This window comes from Agrococcus lahaulensis DSM 17612 (genome assembly GCF_000425105.1).
Lineage (GTDB): Bacteria > Actinomycetota > Actinomycetes > Actinomycetales > Microbacteriaceae > Agrococcus > Agrococcus lahaulensis.
Window position 1 is genome coordinate 59072 of record NZ_AULD01000016.1, and the last position, 15938, is coordinate 75009.

General features: G+C 70.3%; 10 protein-coding genes and 1 tRNA gene. 8 read left to right on the top strand and 3 right to left on the bottom strand.

Annotation, left to right across the window (positions count from 1 at the left end; genetic code table 11):
- Nucleotide 1: 1 nt before the first annotated feature.
- From trpC to pyk, 7 genes are all read left to right on the top strand, one after another.
- Entirely contained in the window at nt 2-790 is a 789-nt protein-coding gene (trpC, locus tag H508_RS0108700) for an indole-3-glycerol phosphate synthase TrpC (RefSeq protein ID WP_026373776.1), read from the top strand.
- Nucleotides 787-2007 carry a tryptophan synthase subunit beta gene (gene trpB, locus H508_RS0108705; protein ID WP_026373777.1) on the top strand — a complete coding sequence of 407 codons (1221 nt, stop codon included), beginning with the start codon at nt 787-789 and terminating at the stop codon, nt 2005-2007. Before trpC ends, trpB begins: the two co-directional genes overlap by 4 nt.
- Entirely contained in the window at nt 2004-2825 is an 822-nt protein-coding gene (trpA, locus tag H508_RS0108710) for a tryptophan synthase subunit alpha (RefSeq protein WP_026373778.1), read from the top strand. Before trpB ends, trpA begins: the two co-directional genes overlap by 4 nt.
- 260 nt (nt 2826-3085) lie before the next feature.
- Nucleotides 3086-3991, top strand: a complete 906-nt coding sequence (gene lgt, locus H508_RS15450) for a prolipoprotein diacylglyceryl transferase (RefSeq protein WP_156906038.1) — start codon at nt 3086-3088, stop codon at nt 3989-3991.
- A 127-nt stretch (nt 3992-4118) separates the two neighbouring features.
- Entirely contained in the window at nt 4119-8633 is a 4515-nt protein-coding gene (gene gltB, locus H508_RS0108720) for a glutamate synthase large subunit (RefSeq protein ID WP_026373779.1), read from the top strand.
- Nucleotides 8626-10080, top strand: coding sequence for a glutamate synthase subunit beta (locus H508_RS0108725; RefSeq protein WP_026373780.1), 1455 nt, complete (start codon nt 8626-8628; stop codon nt 10078-10080). Before gltB ends, H508_RS0108725 begins: the two co-directional genes overlap by 8 nt.
- An 85-nt stretch (nt 10081-10165) precedes the next feature.
- Complete coding sequence (gene pyk / locus H508_RS15455) at nt 10166-11659, top strand: pyruvate kinase (RefSeq protein WP_051223086.1); 1494 nt, start codon at nt 10166-10168, stop codon at nt 11657-11659.
- Nucleotides 11660-11720: 61 nt separating this feature from the next.
- Here the strand turns inward: pyk and H508_RS17425 are convergent, their stop codons facing one another.
- From H508_RS17425 to H508_RS0108750, 3 genes are all read right to left on the bottom strand, one after another.
- A complete protein-coding gene (locus H508_RS17425; RefSeq protein WP_156906036.1) occupies nt 11721-12875 on the bottom strand; it encodes a hypothetical protein in 1155 nt (384 codons plus the stop codon).
- On the bottom strand, nt 12872-14434 hold the full coding sequence (locus H508_RS0108740) for an AAA family ATPase (RefSeq protein ID WP_156906037.1): 1563 nt from the start codon (nt 14432-14434) through the stop codon (nt 12872-12874). Before H508_RS0108740 ends, H508_RS17425 begins: the two co-directional genes overlap by 4 nt.
- Before the next feature lie 624 nt (nt 14435-15058).
- Nucleotides 15059-15140, bottom strand: a tRNA-Leu gene (locus H508_RS0108750).
- A 49-nt stretch (nt 15141-15189) separates the two neighbouring features.
- Between H508_RS0108750 and H508_RS0108755 the strand changes: the two genes are divergently transcribed.
- Nucleotides 15190-15828, top strand: a complete 639-nt coding sequence (locus H508_RS0108755) for an ANTAR domain-containing response regulator (RefSeq protein WP_035254593.1) — start codon at nt 15190-15192, stop codon at nt 15826-15828.
- Nucleotides 15829-15938 lie beyond the last annotated feature (110 nt).

Below are 15938 nucleotides of genomic sequence, written 5' to 3' on the forward strand. Positions count from 1 at the left end.
CGTGCTCGACGCGCTCACCGCGGGCGCGCTCGAGGATGCGGCCCGGCGGCGGGAGCAGCTGCCGGCCGATCGCCTGGAGGCGATCGCGCGCGAGTCGCGCGCGCCCCTCGACGCCGTCGCCATCCTCCGCACGCCGAAGGCCAACTCGCCGGGGCCGCACATCATCGCCGAGGTGAAGCGCGCGAGCCCCTCGAAGGGGCCGCTCGCCGACATCCCCGAGCCCGCGGCGCTGGCCTCGAGCTACGCGGCCGGCGGCGCGAGCGCGATCAGCGTGCTCACCGAGGAGCGGCGCTTCCTCGGCAGCCTCGACGACCTCCGCGCCGTGCGCGAGGCCGTCTCGGTGCCCGTGCTGCGCAAGGACTTCATCGCCGACGAGTACCAGCTGCTCGAGGCGCGCGCGTTCGGCGCCGACATCGTGCTGCTCATCGTCGCGTCGCTCGAGCCCGCGCGGCTGACCCAGCTGCACCGCTTCGCGACCGGGCTCGGCCTCTCGGTGCTCGTCGAGGTGCACGACGAGCGCGAGATCGACGCCGCCCTCGATGCCGACGCGCGCATCCTCGGCGTCAACACGCGCGACCTCAAGACGTTCACGATGCACCCCGAGCGCTTCGCCGAGCTGCGCGAGCGCGTCCCGGCCGGCACCGTCGCCGTCGCCGAGTCGGGCGTGCGCTCGGTCGCCGACGTCGCGCGCTACCGGCAGGACGGCGCGGATGCCGTGCTCGTCGGCGAGGCGCTCGTCACCGACGGCGACCCCGCGTCGCGCGTCCGAGAGTTCGGGAGGGCCGCATGACCGAGCGCCAGTCAAAGCTGCGGGAGCAGCACGGGCCGTGGTTCGGCGAGTTCGGGGGCGTGTTCATGCCCGAGCCGCTCATGGCCGCGATCGACGAGCTCGCCGCGTGCTACGACGAGTGCAAGCGCGACCCCGAGTTCCAGGCCGAGTTCGCCGCCCTCTCGCGCGGCTACACCGGCCGCCCCTCGATGCTCACGGAGGCGAAGCGGCTCTCCGAGATCGCCGGCGCCCGCATCCTGCTCAAGCGCGAGGACCTCAACCACACCGGCAGCCACAAGATCAACAACGTGCTCGGCCAGGCGCTCGTCGCCCGCCGGCTCGGCAAGACGCGGCTCATCGCCGAGACGGGCGCGGGCCAGCACGGCGTCGCGACCGCGACCGCCGCGGCGCTGTTCGGCATGGAGTGCGTCGTCTACATGGGCGAGGTTGACACCGAGCGGCAAGCGCTCAACGTCGCCCGCATGCGGCTGCTCGGCGCGCAGGTCGTGCCCGTCAAGACGGGCTCGCGCACGCTCAAGGACGCGATCAACGAGGGCCTCCGCGACTGGGTCGCGAACGTCGAGTCGACCCATTACCTCATGGGCACCGTCGCGGGCCCGCACCCGTTCCCCGAGATGGTGCGCGACTTCCACCGCGCGATCGGCGAGGAGGCGCGCGAGCAGACGATCGCGCTGACCGGGGCCCTGCCCGACGCCGTGCTCGCGTGCGTCGGCGGCGGGTCGAACGCGATGGGCATCTTCCACGCCTTCCTCGACGACCCGGGTGTGCGCCTCATCGGCCTCGAGGCCGCGGGCGACGGCGCGTCGACCGAGCGCCACGCCCTCTCGATCGAGCGCGGCGCGCCGGGCCTGCTGCACGGCATGCGCACCTACCTGCTGCAGGACGACGACGGGCAGACGCTCGAGTCGCACTCGATCTCCGCGGGCCTCGACTACCCGGGCGTCGGCCCCGAGCACGCGTGGCTCCACGACCTCGGCCGCGCCGAGTACCAGCCCGTGAGCGATGCGGAGGCGATGGATGCGTTCCTCGCGCTCACGCGCGCCGAGGGCATCATCCCCGCCATCGAGTCGGCGCACGCGATCGCGGGCGCGATGCGGCTCGCTGCGGAGTCGCCCGGCTCGACGCTGCTCGTCTCGCTCTCGGGGCGCGGCGACAAGGACGTCGCGACCGCGGGCCGCTGGTTCGGCCTCCTCGACGAGGAGGCGAAGCAGGCATGAGCCGCATGTCGACCGCCGACGCCATCCGCGCCACCGGCGAGCGCGCGCTCATCGGCTACCTGCCGGTCGGCTTCCCCGACCTCGCCACGAGCATCGAGGCGGCCGTCGCGATCGCCGAGGCCGGCTGCACCGCGATCGAGCTCGGCGTGCCCTACTCGGATCCCGCGATGGACGGCCCGGTCATCCAGACGGCGACCCAGGCGGTGCTCGACCGCGGCTTCCGGCTCGAGGAGCTGTTCGAGGCGATCGAGGCGATCACCGCCCGCACGAGCGTGCCCGTGCTCGTCATGACGTACTGGAACCCGGTGCTGCGCCACGGCGTCGACCGCTTCGCCGAGCGCCTCGCCGCCGCGGGCGGCGCGGGCCTCATCACGCCCGACCTCACGCCCGAGAACGCCGCGGAGTGGCTCGCCGCCGCCGAGCGGCACGGGCTCGACCGCATCTTCCTCGCCGCGCCCTCCTCCTCCGATGCGCGGCTCGACGCCGCGATCGAGGCCTCGCGCGGCTTCGTCTACACCGTCTCGACGATGGGCACGACCGGCGCGCGCACTGACGTCGACCGCGCCGCCCGCGCGCTCTCCGAGCGCATCGCCGAGCGCGCCGCGGCGACGGGCGGCGAGGCGCTGCGCTGCGTCGGCCTCGGCATCTCGACGCCTGAGCAGGTGCGCGACGTGCTCGAGTACGCCGACGGCGCGATCGTCGGCTCGGCGCTCGTCCGCGCGCTCGACGAGGGCGGCGTCCCCGCCGTGCGCGCGCTCGCCGCCTCGCTCGCCGAAGGTACACTCGCACCGACCGAACGAAAGGGCGCGACCGCGTGACCGTCTTCCAGAGCATCCCGAGCCCCGCGCCCGAGTGGCAGCAGGTGCCGCTGGGCCAGTGGCTCGACGCGATCGGCGTCCTCGGCCTCGTGCAGGGCTCCATGACCGGCGCCATCGTCTTCGGCGTCGTGCTCGGCGTCGTGCTCGCGATCCTCGCGCTCGCCGGGATGCTCGTGACGGGCAGGCTCACGCGCCGCGACGCCGCCTGGACGGTCGTCGCCGCGCTCGCCTTCGCGCTCCTCATCACGTGGGTGCTGCGCATGGTCGACGCCTCGTGGGGCATCCAGACCTACGCCCTCTGCATCCTCGCCGGCATCGTCGTCGCCGCGGTGCTCACCGGCTGGCGCCTCCACCAGCGCGGCGTCGAGGCCGGCTACGTCATCGACGTCGCCGTCTGGGCCGTGCTGCTCGGCATCGTCGCCGCTCGCCTCTTCCACGTGGTCACGCATCCGGACGACTACTTCGGCCCCGGCCGCGACCCGCTCTCGGCGCTCTACATCTGGGAGGGCGGCATCGCGATCTTCGGCGCCCTCATCGGCGGCGCGATCGGCGTCTGGATCGGCTGCCGCCAGACGGGCCTGCGCTTCTCGACCTTCGCCGACGCGCTCGCGCCCGGCCTGCTGCTCGCGCAGGCCTTCGGCCGGCTCGGCAACTGGTTCAACCACGAGCTCTTCGGCCAGCCGACCGACCTGCCGTGGGGGCTCGAGATCGAGGCGTCGAACCCCGCGTACCCCGTCGGGCTCCCCGAGGGCGTGCTCTTCCACCCGACGTTCGCGTACGAGATCATCTGGAACGTGCTCGGCGCGGCGCTCCTGCTGTGGCTCGACCGCAAGCGCGACGTGCAGTGGGGCCGCCTCATCGCCCTCTACCTCATCTGGTACGGCCTCGGCCGCTCGGTCTTCGAGACCATCCGCCTCGACCCGTCCGAGCTCTTCCTCGGCATCCGCACGAACGTGTGGATGGCGTTCCTCGCGATCGTCGTCGGCGTCGTCGTGTGGGTGGTGCAGACGCGGCGCCACCCCGGCCTCGAGCCGTCCCCGTGGCAGCCCGGGCGCGGGCCGGGCGCCGATCAGGTGGTAGATTCTGACGTCTACACCGAGACCCCCGAGTCCCGCACCCAGGACGAGGCGGCTCCAGCCGCAGAACCCGCGGCAGCACACCAGTAGGACTGCGCGCTCCCAGCGCGCTGCGGGCCGACGGCGTCCCGCTCCCGATCGCGAGAGCAGGAGCAGCATGCGATCACTCAGCGAGCCCGTCTCCGGAAGCCTTCCGGGTGCTCAGGGCTACCAGGGCATGGCGGTCCCGGCGAAGGCCGGGATGTACGACCCGCGCCATGAGAAGGACTCGTGCGGCCTCGCCATGGTCGCCACCACGCGCGGCACACCCGGGCACGACATCGTCGCGCTCGCGCTCGACGCGCTGCGCAACCTCGAGCACCGCGGCGCGGTCGGCTCCGACGCCGGCACGGGCGACGGCGCGGGCATCCTCACGCAGATGCCGGATGCGTTCCTGCGCGAGGTCGCGGGCTTCCGGCTGCCCGAGGCGGGCGCCTACGCCGCGGGCCTCGCGTTCCTCCCGCTCGACGAGACCGAGCGCGCCCGGGTCCGGGACGGCATCCGCGAGATCGCCGGGCAGGAGCGCCTCACGGTGCTCGGCTGGCGCGAGGTGCCGACGGTGCCCGACGCGCTCGGCAAGCTCGCGCGCGCCGCGATGCCCGCCATCGAGCAGCTCTTCGTCGCCGCGGCGGGCACCCCGGTGTCGGGCATCGAGCTCGACCGGCTCACGTGGCGGCTGCGCAAGCGCATCGAGCGCGAGCTGGGGGAGTACCTCCCGTCGCTCTCGAGCCGCACCATCACCTACAAGGGCATGGTCACGACGCTCCAGCTCGAGCCGTTCTACCCCGACCTCTCCGACCCGCGCTTCGAGACGCGGCTCGCGATCGTGCACTCGCGCTACTCGACCAACACCTTCCCGTCGTGGCCGCTCGCGCAGCCGCTGCGGATGATCGCGCACAACGGCGAGATCAACACCGTCGAGGGCAACCGCAACTGGATGCGGGCGCGCGAGTCGCAGCTGGCCTCCGAGCTGCTCGGCGACCTGCGGCCCGTGCGGCCCATCGTCACGCCGGGCATGAGCGACTCCGCCTCGTTCGACGAGGTGCTCGAGCTGCTGACGCTCGCCGGCCGCTCGCTCCCGCACGCGCTCATGATGATGGTGCCGCAGGCGTGGGAGAACCAGCCCGACATGCCGCAGCAGCTGCGCGACTTCGCCGAGTACCACTCGCTGCTCATGGAGCCGTGGGACGGACCCGCGGCGATCGCGTTCACCGACGGCTCGCTCGTCGGCGCGACGCTCGACCGCAACGGGCTGCGCCCGGGCCGCTGGCTCGAGACCGATGACGGGCTCTTCGTGCTCGCGAGCGAGACGGGCGTGCTGCCGATCGCGCCCGAGCGCGTCGTGCGCCGCGGCCGGCTCCAGCCCGGGCGGCTCTTCCTCGTCGACACCGAAGCGGGCCGGTTCGTGCCCGACGAGGAGGTCAAGGCCGAGCTCGCCGCGATGGAGCCGTGGGGCGAGTGGCTCGACTCGAGCCGCATCCACCTCGCCGACCTGCCCGAGCGCGAGCACGTCGCGCACACCGCCGCATCGGTCACGCGCCGCCAGCGCACCTTCGGCTACACCGAGGAGGAGGTGCGGCTGCTCATCGCGCCGATGGCCAAGACGGGCGCCGAGCCGCTCGGCGCGATGGGCAGCGACACGCCCATCGCGGTGCTCGCGAAGCGGCCCCGGCTGCTGTTCGACTACTTCGCGCAGGCCTTCGCCCAGGTGACGAACCCGCCGCTCGACAGCCTGCGGGAGTCGATCGTGACGAGCACATCGATGGGGCTCGGGCCGGTGCGCAACCTGCTGACCGCGACGCCCTCGCACGCGAGCCAGATCATCCTCGACTTCCCGGTCATCGACAACGATCAGCTCGCGAAGATCCGCTCGATCGACCGCACGCCCGGCTCGCGCCGCACGGTCGTCGTGAAGGGCCTCTACCGCGTCGACGGCGGCCCCGAAGCGATGGAGCGGCGGCTCGAGGAGCTCTGCCGCGAGGTCGACGAGGCGATCGCCGACGGCGCGCAGTTCATCGTGCTCTCCGACCGCGACTCGACCGACCAGCTCGCGCCCATCCCGACCCTGCTCATGACGAGCGCCGTCCACCACCACCTCATCGCTGCATCCACCCGCATGCGCGCCGGCATCGTCGTCGAGGCCGGCGACGTGCGCGAGGTGCACCACGTCGCGCTCCTCATCGGCTACGGCGCGAGCGCCGTCAACCCCTACCTCGCGATGGAGACGGCCGAGCAGCTCGCGCTCACGGGGCAGCTCGGCGCCGACGTCGGCACCGCGGTGCGCAACCTCATCAAGGCGCTCGGCAAGGGCGTCATCAAGATCATGTCGAAGATGGGCATCTCGACCGTCGGCGCCTACGGCGGCGCCCAGGCGTTCGAGGCCGTCGGCCTCTCGCAAGAGCTCGTCGACCGCTACTTCGTCGGCACCCACTCGCCGCTCGGCGGCGTCGGGCTCGACGTCATCGCCGAGGAGAACCGGCTGCGCCACCAGTCCGCCTACCCAGACGAGCGCGCCCCGCTCGCGCACGAGCGGCTCGCGACCGGCGGCGAGTACCAGTGGCGCCGCGACGGGGCGCCGCACCTGTTCAGCCCCGAGGCGGTCTTCAAGCTGCAGCACTCGACCCGCACCGGCCGCTTCGACGTGTTCGAGCAGTACACGCGGCTCGTCGACGAGCAGGCGGCGGAGCTCAAGACGCTCCGCGGCCTGCTCGCGCTGCGGCCCGCCGCCGAGCCGGTCCCGATCGACGAGGTCGAGCCGGTCTCCGAGATCGTCAAGCGCTTCTCGACCGGCGCGATGAGCTACGGCTCGATCTCGGAGGAGGCGCACGAGACGCTCGCGATCGCGATGAACCGGCTCGGCGCGAAGTCGAACACCGGCGAGGGCGGCGAGACCGACGAGCGGCTGCTCGACCCCGAGCGGCGCAGCGCGATCAAGCAGGTCGCCTCGGGCCGCTTCGGCGTCACGAGCATGTACCTCTCGCACGCCGACGACCTGCAGATCAAGATGGCGCAGGGCGCGAAGCCCGGCGAGGGCGGGCAGCTGCCGCCCGGGAAGGTCTACCCCTGGGTCGCGAGCACGCGGCACGCGACGCCCGGCGTCGGCCTCATCTCGCCCCCGCCGCACCACGACATCTACTCGATCGAGGACCTCAAGCAGCTCATCTTCGACCTCAAGCGCGCCAACCCGCGGGCCCGCGTGCACGTCAAGCTCGTCTCGCAATCGGGCATCGGGGCGGTCGCCGCGGGCGTCGCGAAGGCGAAGGCCGACGTCGTGCTCGTCTCCGGTCACGACGGGGGCACGGGCGCGAGCCCGCTGAACTCGCTCAAGCACGCCGGCACGCCGTGGGAGATCGGGCTCGCCGAGGCGCAGCACACCCTCATGGTCAACGGGCTGCGCGAGCGGGTGAGCGTGCAGGTCGACGGGCAGCTGAAGACGGGTCGCGACGTCGTGATCGGCGCGCTGCTCGGCGCGGAGGAGTTCGGCTTCGCGACCGCGCCGCTCGTCGTCTCTGGCTGCATCATGATGCGCGTCTGCCACCTCGACACGTGCCCCGTGGGCGTCGCGACGCAGAACCCGCTGCTGCGCGAGCGCTTCACCGGCAAGCCCGAGTTCGTCGTGCAGTTCTTCGAGTTCATCGCCCAGCAGGTGCGCGAGCTGCTCGCCTCGCTCGGGCTCCGCAGCCTCGACGAGGCCGTCGGGCGCAGCGACCTGCTCGAGGTCGACCGCGCCGTGCGCCACTGGAAGGCCGAGGGGCTCGACCTCGCGCCAGTGCTCACCGCGCCCGCGGGCGCGGAGGGGGCGCCGCGCCGCACGACCGAGCAGGACCACGAGCTCGAGCAGCAGCTCGACTCCCGCTTGCTCGCGCAGCTCGAGCGCGCGCTCGACGCGGGGGAGCGGCTCGAGCTCGAGCTCGAGATCGCGAACACCGACCGCGCGGTCGGCACGATGCTCGGCAACGCCGTGACGCTGCGCGCGGGCGCGGCTGGCCTCGAGCCCGGCAGCGTCACGCTGCGGCTGCGCGGCTCGGCGGGCCAGTCGCTCGGCGCGTTCGTGCCCCGCGGCATCGCGCTGCACCTCGAGGGCGACGCGAACGACTACGTCGGCAAGGGCCTCTCCGGCGGGCTCGTGACCGTCCGGCCCGAGCGCGGCGCCGCGCTCGTCGCCGAGCACAACGTCATCGCCGGCAACGTGATCGGCTACGGCGCGACGAGCGGCGAGCTCTACCTCCGCGGCGTCGTGGGCGAGCGCTTCCTCGTCCGCAACTCCGGCGCGACCGCCGTGTGCGAGGGCGCCGGGGACCACGCGCTCGAGTACATGACGGGCGGCACCGCGGTCATCCTCGGCCCCACCGGCCGCAACCTCGGCGCCGGCATGTCCGGCGGCGTCGCGTACGTGCTCGACCTCGACGAGCGGCGCCTCAACCAGGAGTCGTTCCACCAGGGCGAGCTGCGGGTCGAGCCGCTCGCCGACGAGGACGAGATCGAGCTGCGCGCGATCCTGACCCGGCACGTCGAGCTCACGGGCTCCGCGGTCGCCGCGGGGCTGCTCGAGGCGGGCCTCGCGCGCGTCTCGAAGCTCGTGCCGCGCGACTGGGCGGCGGTGCGCACCATCCGACTCGACGCCGAGCGCCACGGCGTCGACCCGGACTCCGACAACATCTGGCGGCAGATCCTGGAGGTGACCGGTGGCTGACCCGCGCGGATTCCTGAAGGTGACGGAGCGAGAGCTGCCGAAGAAGCGCCCCGTGCCCGTCCGCATCCTCGACTGGCGCGAGATCGGCGAGCCGGGCGACAAGGCGGTGCTGCGCCGGCAGGCGAGCCGCTGCATGGACTGCGGCGTGCCCTTCTGCCACCAGGGCTGCCCGCTCGGCAACCTCATCCCCGAGTGGAACGACCTCACGTGGCGCGGCGAGGGCCGCGCGGCGAGCGACCGGCTGCACGCGACGAACAACTTCCCCGAGCTCACCGGCCGCCTCTGCCCGGCGCCGTGCGAGTCGTCGTGCGTGCTCGGCATCAACCAGCCCGCCGTGACGATCAAGTCGATCGAGCAGGCGATCGCCGACGAGGCGTTCGCGAACGGCTGGACCGAGCCGCACCCGCCGGCGCGCCTCACGGGCAAGACCGTCGCGGTCGTCGGCTCCGGCCCCGCGGGGCTCGCTGCGGCTCAGCAGCTCACGCGCGCGGGCCACACGGTCGTCGTGTACGAGCGCGACGACCGCATCGGCGGCCTGCTGCGCTACGGCATCCCCGACTTCAAGCTCGAGAAGCGCACGCTCGAGGCTCGCCTCGCCCAGATGCAGGCCGAGGGCACGCGCTTCCGGGCGGGCGTCGAGATCGGCCGCGAGCTCGGCTGGCAGGAGCTGCGCGAGCGCTTCGACGCAGTGCTGGTCGCGACCGGCGCGCCCGTCGCGCGCGAGCTCGACATCCCCGGCCGCGGCCTCGACGGCGTGCACCTCGCGATGGAGTACCTCGTGCAGCAGAACCGCGCCGTCGCCGGCACGGTGCCCGCCAACCAGATCTCGGCGCGCGGCAAGCACGTCGTCGTCCTCGGCGGCGGCGACACGGGCGCCGACTGCATCGGCACGGCCCACCGCCAGGGGGCGCTCTCGGTCACGAACCTCGCGATCGGCGTGCAGCCGCCGAGCGAGCGGCCCGAGCACCAGCCGTGGCCCGTGCACCCGAACCTGTTCGAGGTGCAGTCGAGCCACGAGGAGGGCGGCGAGCGCGCCTACCTCGTCTCGACCGTCGAGCTGCTCGCGAACGCCGCGGGCGAGGTGCGGGCGCTCATGGTCGCCGACACCGAGATCGTCGACGGCGTGCGCCGCCCGAAGGCCGGCACGGAGCGCGAGATCCCCGCCGACCTCGTGCTGCTCGCGCTGGGCTTCACGGGGGCGGATGCGTCGATCGGCGAGGCGCTCGACGTCCCGTTCGAGCGCGGCCTGCCCGTCCGCACCGCCGACTTCGCGACCGCCGTGCCCGGCGTGTTCGTGGCCGGCGACGCGGGGCGCGGCGCATCCCTCATCGTGTGGGCGATCGCCGAGGGCCGGGCCGCGGCCGCGGCCGTCGACGCGCACCTCGAGGGCGAGTCGTCGCTCCCGGCGCCCGTCCGCGCGAGCGATCGCCCCTTCGCCGTCGCCTGAGGCCGCCGCGCGCGCGCCTCTGAGAGGATGGAGGCGTCCGCGCCGATCCCACCCAGGCGGCACGAGCCACGGAAGCGAGAATCCATTGAGACGAGCCAAGATCGTCGCGACGTTCGGGCCGGCACTCGCCGGCTATGAGATGACGAAGGCCGCGATCGCGGCCGGCATCGACGTCGCGCGCATGAACCTGAGCCACGGTGACCACAGCGTCCACGAGGAGGTGTACGCGAACATCCGGAAGGCATCCGACGAGCTCGGCAAGCCCGTCGGCATCCTCGTCGACCTCCAGGGGCCGAAGATCCGGCTCGGGAAGATCCCGGGCGGACCGTTCGAGCTCCGCGAGGGCGACCGGTTCACCATCACGACCGACGACGTCGAGGGCGACGGCCAGCGCGCCGGCACGACCTTCAAGGGCCTGCCCGCCGACGTGAGCCCGGGCGACCCGCTGCTCGTCGACGACGGGCGCATCGTCCTGCGCGCGGTCGAGGTGACCGAGACCGACGTCGTGACCGAGGTCGAGGTCGGCGGGCCCGTGAGCAGCAACAAGGGCATCAACCTGCCCGGCGTCGCCGTCAACGTGCCCGCGATGAGCGAGAAGGACGAGGAGGACCTGCGTTGGGCGCTCCACCTCGGCGCCGACATCATCGCCCTCTCGTTCGTGCGCGACGCGAAGGACATCGAGCGCGTGCACGCGATCATGGACGAGGAGGGCCGCAGGCTCCCGGTCGTCGCGAAGATCGAGAAGCCGCAGGCGGTGCAGAACCTGCCCGACATCATCGACGCGTTCGACGCGATCATGGTCGCGCGCGGCGACCTCGGCGTCGAGCTGCCGCTCGAGCAGGTGCCGCTCGTGCAGAAGCGCGCGATCGAGCTGTCGCGCCGGTGGGCGAAGCCCGTCATCGTCGCGACCCAGGTGCTCGAGTCGATGATCGAGAACCCGCGCCCGACGCGCGCCGAGGCGAGCGATTGCGCGAACGCGATCTTCGACGGCGCGGACGCCGTGATGCTCTCGGGCGAGACGAGCGTCGGGAGCCACCCGATCACCACGATCGAGACGATGGCGCGCATCGTCTCGGCCGCGGAGGAGCACGGCCTCGGCCGCATCCCGCCGCTCGGCACGAAGCCGCGCACGCAGGGCGGCGCGATCACGCTCGCCGCGCTCGAGGTCGCCGAGTTCGTCGAGGCGGCGGCGATCGTCGTCTTCACCGAGTCGGGCGACTCCGCCAGGCGCATGGCGCGGCTGCGCACGGCGATCCCGACCTTCGGCTTCACGCCCGACCCCGAGGTCGAGTCGCGCATGCAGATGATCTGGGGCATGCAGACGCACCTCGTCGACCGGGTGATGCACACCGACGACATGATCGCGCAGGTCGACGACGTGCTCATCGGCAAGGAGCTCGTGCCGGTCGGCAAGAAGGTCGTCGTGATCTCGGGCATGCCGCCGGGCATCTCCGGATCGACGAACGACATCCGCATCCACGTCGTCGGCGACGTGCACGCCGAGGCCGCGCCCGCCTATCACGGCAAGCGCCGCATCGAGGTGCAGCACCAGTCGGCGCCGCACCCCGCGGAGGGCTAGCCGTCCACACGCGATGCCCGGAGGTTCCTGAGAACCGCCGGGCATCGCGCGTCCGCTGTAGCTATCGCTTCAGGCGCGCATTGAGCGAACTCAACCACATCTGTACGATCTCGTGATCGTCCGCTTTGAGCATGCGCATGTGCGCCAGTCGATTGCGGATCGGAAGGAGCTGCTCTTGCAGTTTTCTCCATATCACCGGCTCAATGCCAAGTTGACCGAACTTCTCGCCTCTGATGAGTTCCAGCAGTTCCCCCATGGTCAACCACTCGAGCGGGTCCCGCAGATCTTCGACGGACTTCGCGCCGATACTACTGTCGAGCTGGGCACGTCGGAGTACTTCGTCCTTCAGCGCACCAATGCACGACAATCGCCAAGCCGCCCCATACTGTTCTATCGCTTTTGTTCGCACTGCCGCCCTCAGCATACGTTCGATCGCCCAGAGCCCCGTCACGACAGGTGAAAGAGTGTCGCTCGCAGTAGTCGTATGGCTGATATGATGCGATATAGCTTCGCGCAGAACTTTCGCGGATGACGAGGCTGTCAAGCGAGGGACCTTGTTCGCATCAAGACAAACGATGCCGGCGCCACGGAGTCCCTCCAGCTCCCGCGCACCCAGAAAACCAAGACCATCCTGGTTCTTCGGGTCTACCTCGAACAGAGCGTGGTCGAGCGCCGAAACCAATCCTTGCCCTAGTTCGTCAAGCGCGTTGCCGTACTTGGCTTGATCCAGCGGGGAAGCCGTGGTGACGCACGGCAGTGGCCAACCCCGAGGTGCACGTTCTTCGGGACTGATGGCGAGTTCTTCGCGCCTCAGCGGGGCAAGTAGCGCGAGCGCGGCGTCCTCAAGCACCGAACTGCCAGGTACCGACCGATAGGCGATTCGCGGTGCCCGCGAAACAAGGCAGACCTTCGCTCCTTCATCTAATAACGCAAGGACGACCTCACGAACTTCGCCGAGAACGTTGTCGCTTGACGTTACGCACTGCTCCAGATCCGTCACAATGACCGCATCCTCGGCACGCAGCTCCGCCCAAGTCGCTCGGTCGCTGACGGAAGTCTTGCTGCCCCTCAAGGCATCCAGCAGTCGATGCCGCAGTGGCTCAAAGAGTGAGCCAGCGTGAAGAAAGACCAAGCGGTGGCGGTGAAGGCTCCGCTCGACGCTTTCGAGGCGCGTCAGAAGAGCGGCCTCGGTGAAGAGCTGAGAGGCGTTCGTCACAGCAGACTCAGAACGGTCGCAGGTTGATAACCGGTACCGTCCTTCTCTATGAGCCCCAGGCTCAGTAGATGCTTCAGTTCGAGCGGCTGCTCAGCAGCCAGCTCAGCGAACTCCGCAGGCGACTCGGTGAGAACTTCGAGCATGATCGCCTCGACCGGGTAGTAGCGGCGCACGTGACTGATCATTTCATTGAGGTTACCCGCAACGTCACGCTTCCAGTCGTCCAGTCCTCTCAAGACGTCCGCTCGCGAAATCCGCCGCTGGAAGACGTCCACCGGAAGCTGCTGCACAACCGTCGAAGCCAGACTCCGATAAAGGAAGGCGTGGCCTCCCGTTGCCTCGAAGAAAGATGCAAGTGCCGCCGCGTCAATCTGGATGCCCATCCTTCCGCCTACCGAAGTTGCGAGTTCGTCCGCCTCGTCGCGGTCGAAGGGAGCGAGGAAGTGGCTCTTGGCCCACGAGAAGAGAGGGTTCGGTCGGCCGAACAGGCGCCCATTCTCAACTATGGCGCTGGTAAGACCCGAGAGAACAAACGTGAAGTTGTCGTTCTCCTGGACTAGACTGCGAAGGGCGCCGAGGAACTGAGAAACCGACGTCATGTCGCCCTCGCTGATGTCGATACGGTCCGACGGGGTCAGGTACTCGATCTCATCGAGCATCAGCACGAGTGATATGTCCCTCTTAGCTAGAGACCGAAGCACCGTCTGCATCGCGCGACGGAAGTCAGATGGATCGGCCGTATCCGGCAACTTCTCAAGTTCGCGCAGATTCGCCTGATGGCCGCGGACCGCCTCCACAACGTCGGCCTTCAGATCGCGGATCAAAGCTGGGATCGGGTCTGAGGGGGGAGAGGGCAGGCTCTCAAGGTCACGAAGTATGACGAGTCGGTTGCGGGTCGCTACGTTGTCGGACAGCTGCGTTAAGACACTCGTCTTTCCCGCCTTGCGCAACCCGAACAGTCCAGCGACCCTCTGTTCCTGTACATCATCGCGAAGCGCCTGCAGAAGTTGCCGCCTGCCGAAGAATCGATCGCCACGCACCGGCGTCGATTCATAAAATAGATCGCGGGCATAAATGTAGTCGCGCAGGAGCGCAACCATGCTTACGGGATCTGTCGCGTCGGCACTACCGAGAGGAATCGCCAGGAATCCGCCGGTAGACCAGTCGTCGAGCTTTTGTCGCGCCCGGGGGTCGGGTGACCACACGAAGATAATGTCGGGCGTGACGTCTCGATGCAGACGCTTTATGGCATCCTTGGCCGCCTTAAGTTCGCGAATCTGGAGATCGGGATACGGACTATAGAAGAACATGACCTCGCGCGTCAAACCGAAGGCAGCTTCTATAGCACCGCTGAATCTCACTAGGGCGATTCGACAATTGTGCAGCCCGCTGACGGTGCACTTCTGCGCGTGCACCATCTGCGAGCCGAGCTCGCTCAAGGAGCGTCGATGGTCGGCAGCGATTGGGAACCGATCTTCCAGTTCGGCGACGTGACGACGGAGTCCATCGTTCAACGGGGCCGATATCGCACCCGCTCGCCACCCGCTCTGCACAGTCACGCTTGTCCCGCCTTCGTTCGACGCCGCTGTCGAGTGGACGCTAGCAGGGCAGGCGGTCCTCGCCTCGAAGTGAGCCGCGCGCGCGACCGGCTGTAGGCAGGTAGGCGCTCAACGCCTTCGAGATTCTGCTCGTGCGGCATGCGTTGCGCAGAAGAACGGTCCCCTACAAGCCCATCGAGCGCTTCTGGCGGACGCTCCAGAAGCACCTCACCACCCGGCCCATCCCGACGATCGCGGGGCTCCGACTCATTGCGCGACTACTGCAACCAGGTCGGCCTGCACCGCGGCATCGGCCGCAAGACGCCCGGGTTGGCCCACGACCTCATCTCCGAGCAGCTCCCACCGCCCCCGACCTCTGGCGCGTCCGCTACGACGCCACCAACCACGCCGGCAAGATCTCGCTCCGCCACACGAACCGCATGCTCCATCTCGGCATCGGCCACGCCTACAGGCGCACCGAGCTCACCTGACTCGTCCACAACGACCACGCCACCGTCATCACCCACGACGGCGAAGTCCTCGGCGACTACACCCTCGACCCCGACAACAGTCACCAACCGAAAAACGACTGAACCCCCGCAAGCGGGGGTTCAGTCGTTCACGAGGTCCTGAGACATCACAGAGTGCCGGTGGTGGGACTCGAACCCACACTCCTCGCGGAAGCGCATTTTGAGTGCGCCGCGTCTGCCGATTCCGCCACACCGGCTCGCGGGCGGGACGATCGCCCGGCCGCTGCGAACACTAGGCTAGTGGCCATGACCGACGACCTCTTCGCCGAGCCCATCATCGACCAGGCTCCCGCCGAGCACGCGACGACCGCGCGCACCGTGCTCGTGGCGGAGGACGAGTCGCTCATCCGCCTCGACATCGTCGAGACGCTGCAGGCCGCAGGCTTCGAGGTCATCGGCGAGGCTGGGGACGGCGAGCGCGCCGTCGAGCTCGCGACCGAGCTCGAGCCCGACCTCGTCGTCATGGACGTCAAGATGCCGAAGATGGACGGCATCAGCGCGGCCGAGAAGATCAGCGCCGCGAAGATCGCGCCGGTCGTGCTGCTCACGGCGTTCAGCCAGAAGGAGCTCGTCGAGCGGGCCGGCGAAGCGGGAGCGCTCGCCTACGTCGTGAAGCCGTTCACGCAGAACGACCTGCTGCCCGCGATCGAGATCGCGCTCGCGCGCTGGGACCAGATCCGCGCGCTCGAGAGCGAGGTCGCCGACCTCGCCGACCGCTTCGAGACGCGCAAGCTCGTCGACCGCGCGAAGGGCCTCCTCAACCAGCGCATGGGCCTCGCCGAGCCGGAGGCGTTCCGTTGGATCCAGAAGGCCTCGATGGACCGCCGCCTGACGATGGCCGAGGTCGCGCAGGCCGTCATCGAGCAGCTGAGCGCCAAGAAGTAGCCCCCTCCGCCCGCCTGGCGCCTCCCGCACGTGAGTGGCGCCTCCCGCACGTGAGTGGCGCCTCCCGCACGTGAGTGGCGCCTCCCGCACGTGAGTGGCGCCTCCCGCAC

What these genes read in the sequence shown, in the direction of transcription:
- trpB (WP_026373777.1), top strand. Translation starts at nt 787, where the DNA reads ATGACCGAGCGCCAGTCAAAGCTGCGGGAGCAGCACGGGCCGTGGTTC.
- trpA (WP_026373778.1), top strand. Translation starts at nt 2,004, where the DNA reads ATGAGCCGCATGTCGACCGCCGACGCCATCCGCGCCACCGGCGAGCGC.
- H508_RS0108755 (WP_035254593.1), top strand. Translation starts at nt 15,190, where the DNA reads ATGACCGACGACCTCTTCGCCGAGCCCATCATCGACCAGGCTCCCGCC.
- gltB (WP_026373779.1), top strand. Translation starts at nt 4,119, where the DNA reads ATGGCGGTCCCGGCGAAGGCCGGGATGTACGACCCGCGCCATGAGAAG.
- lgt (WP_156906038.1), top strand. Translation starts at nt 3,086, where the DNA reads ATGGTCGACGCCTCGTGGGGCATCCAGACCTACGCCCTCTGCATCCTC.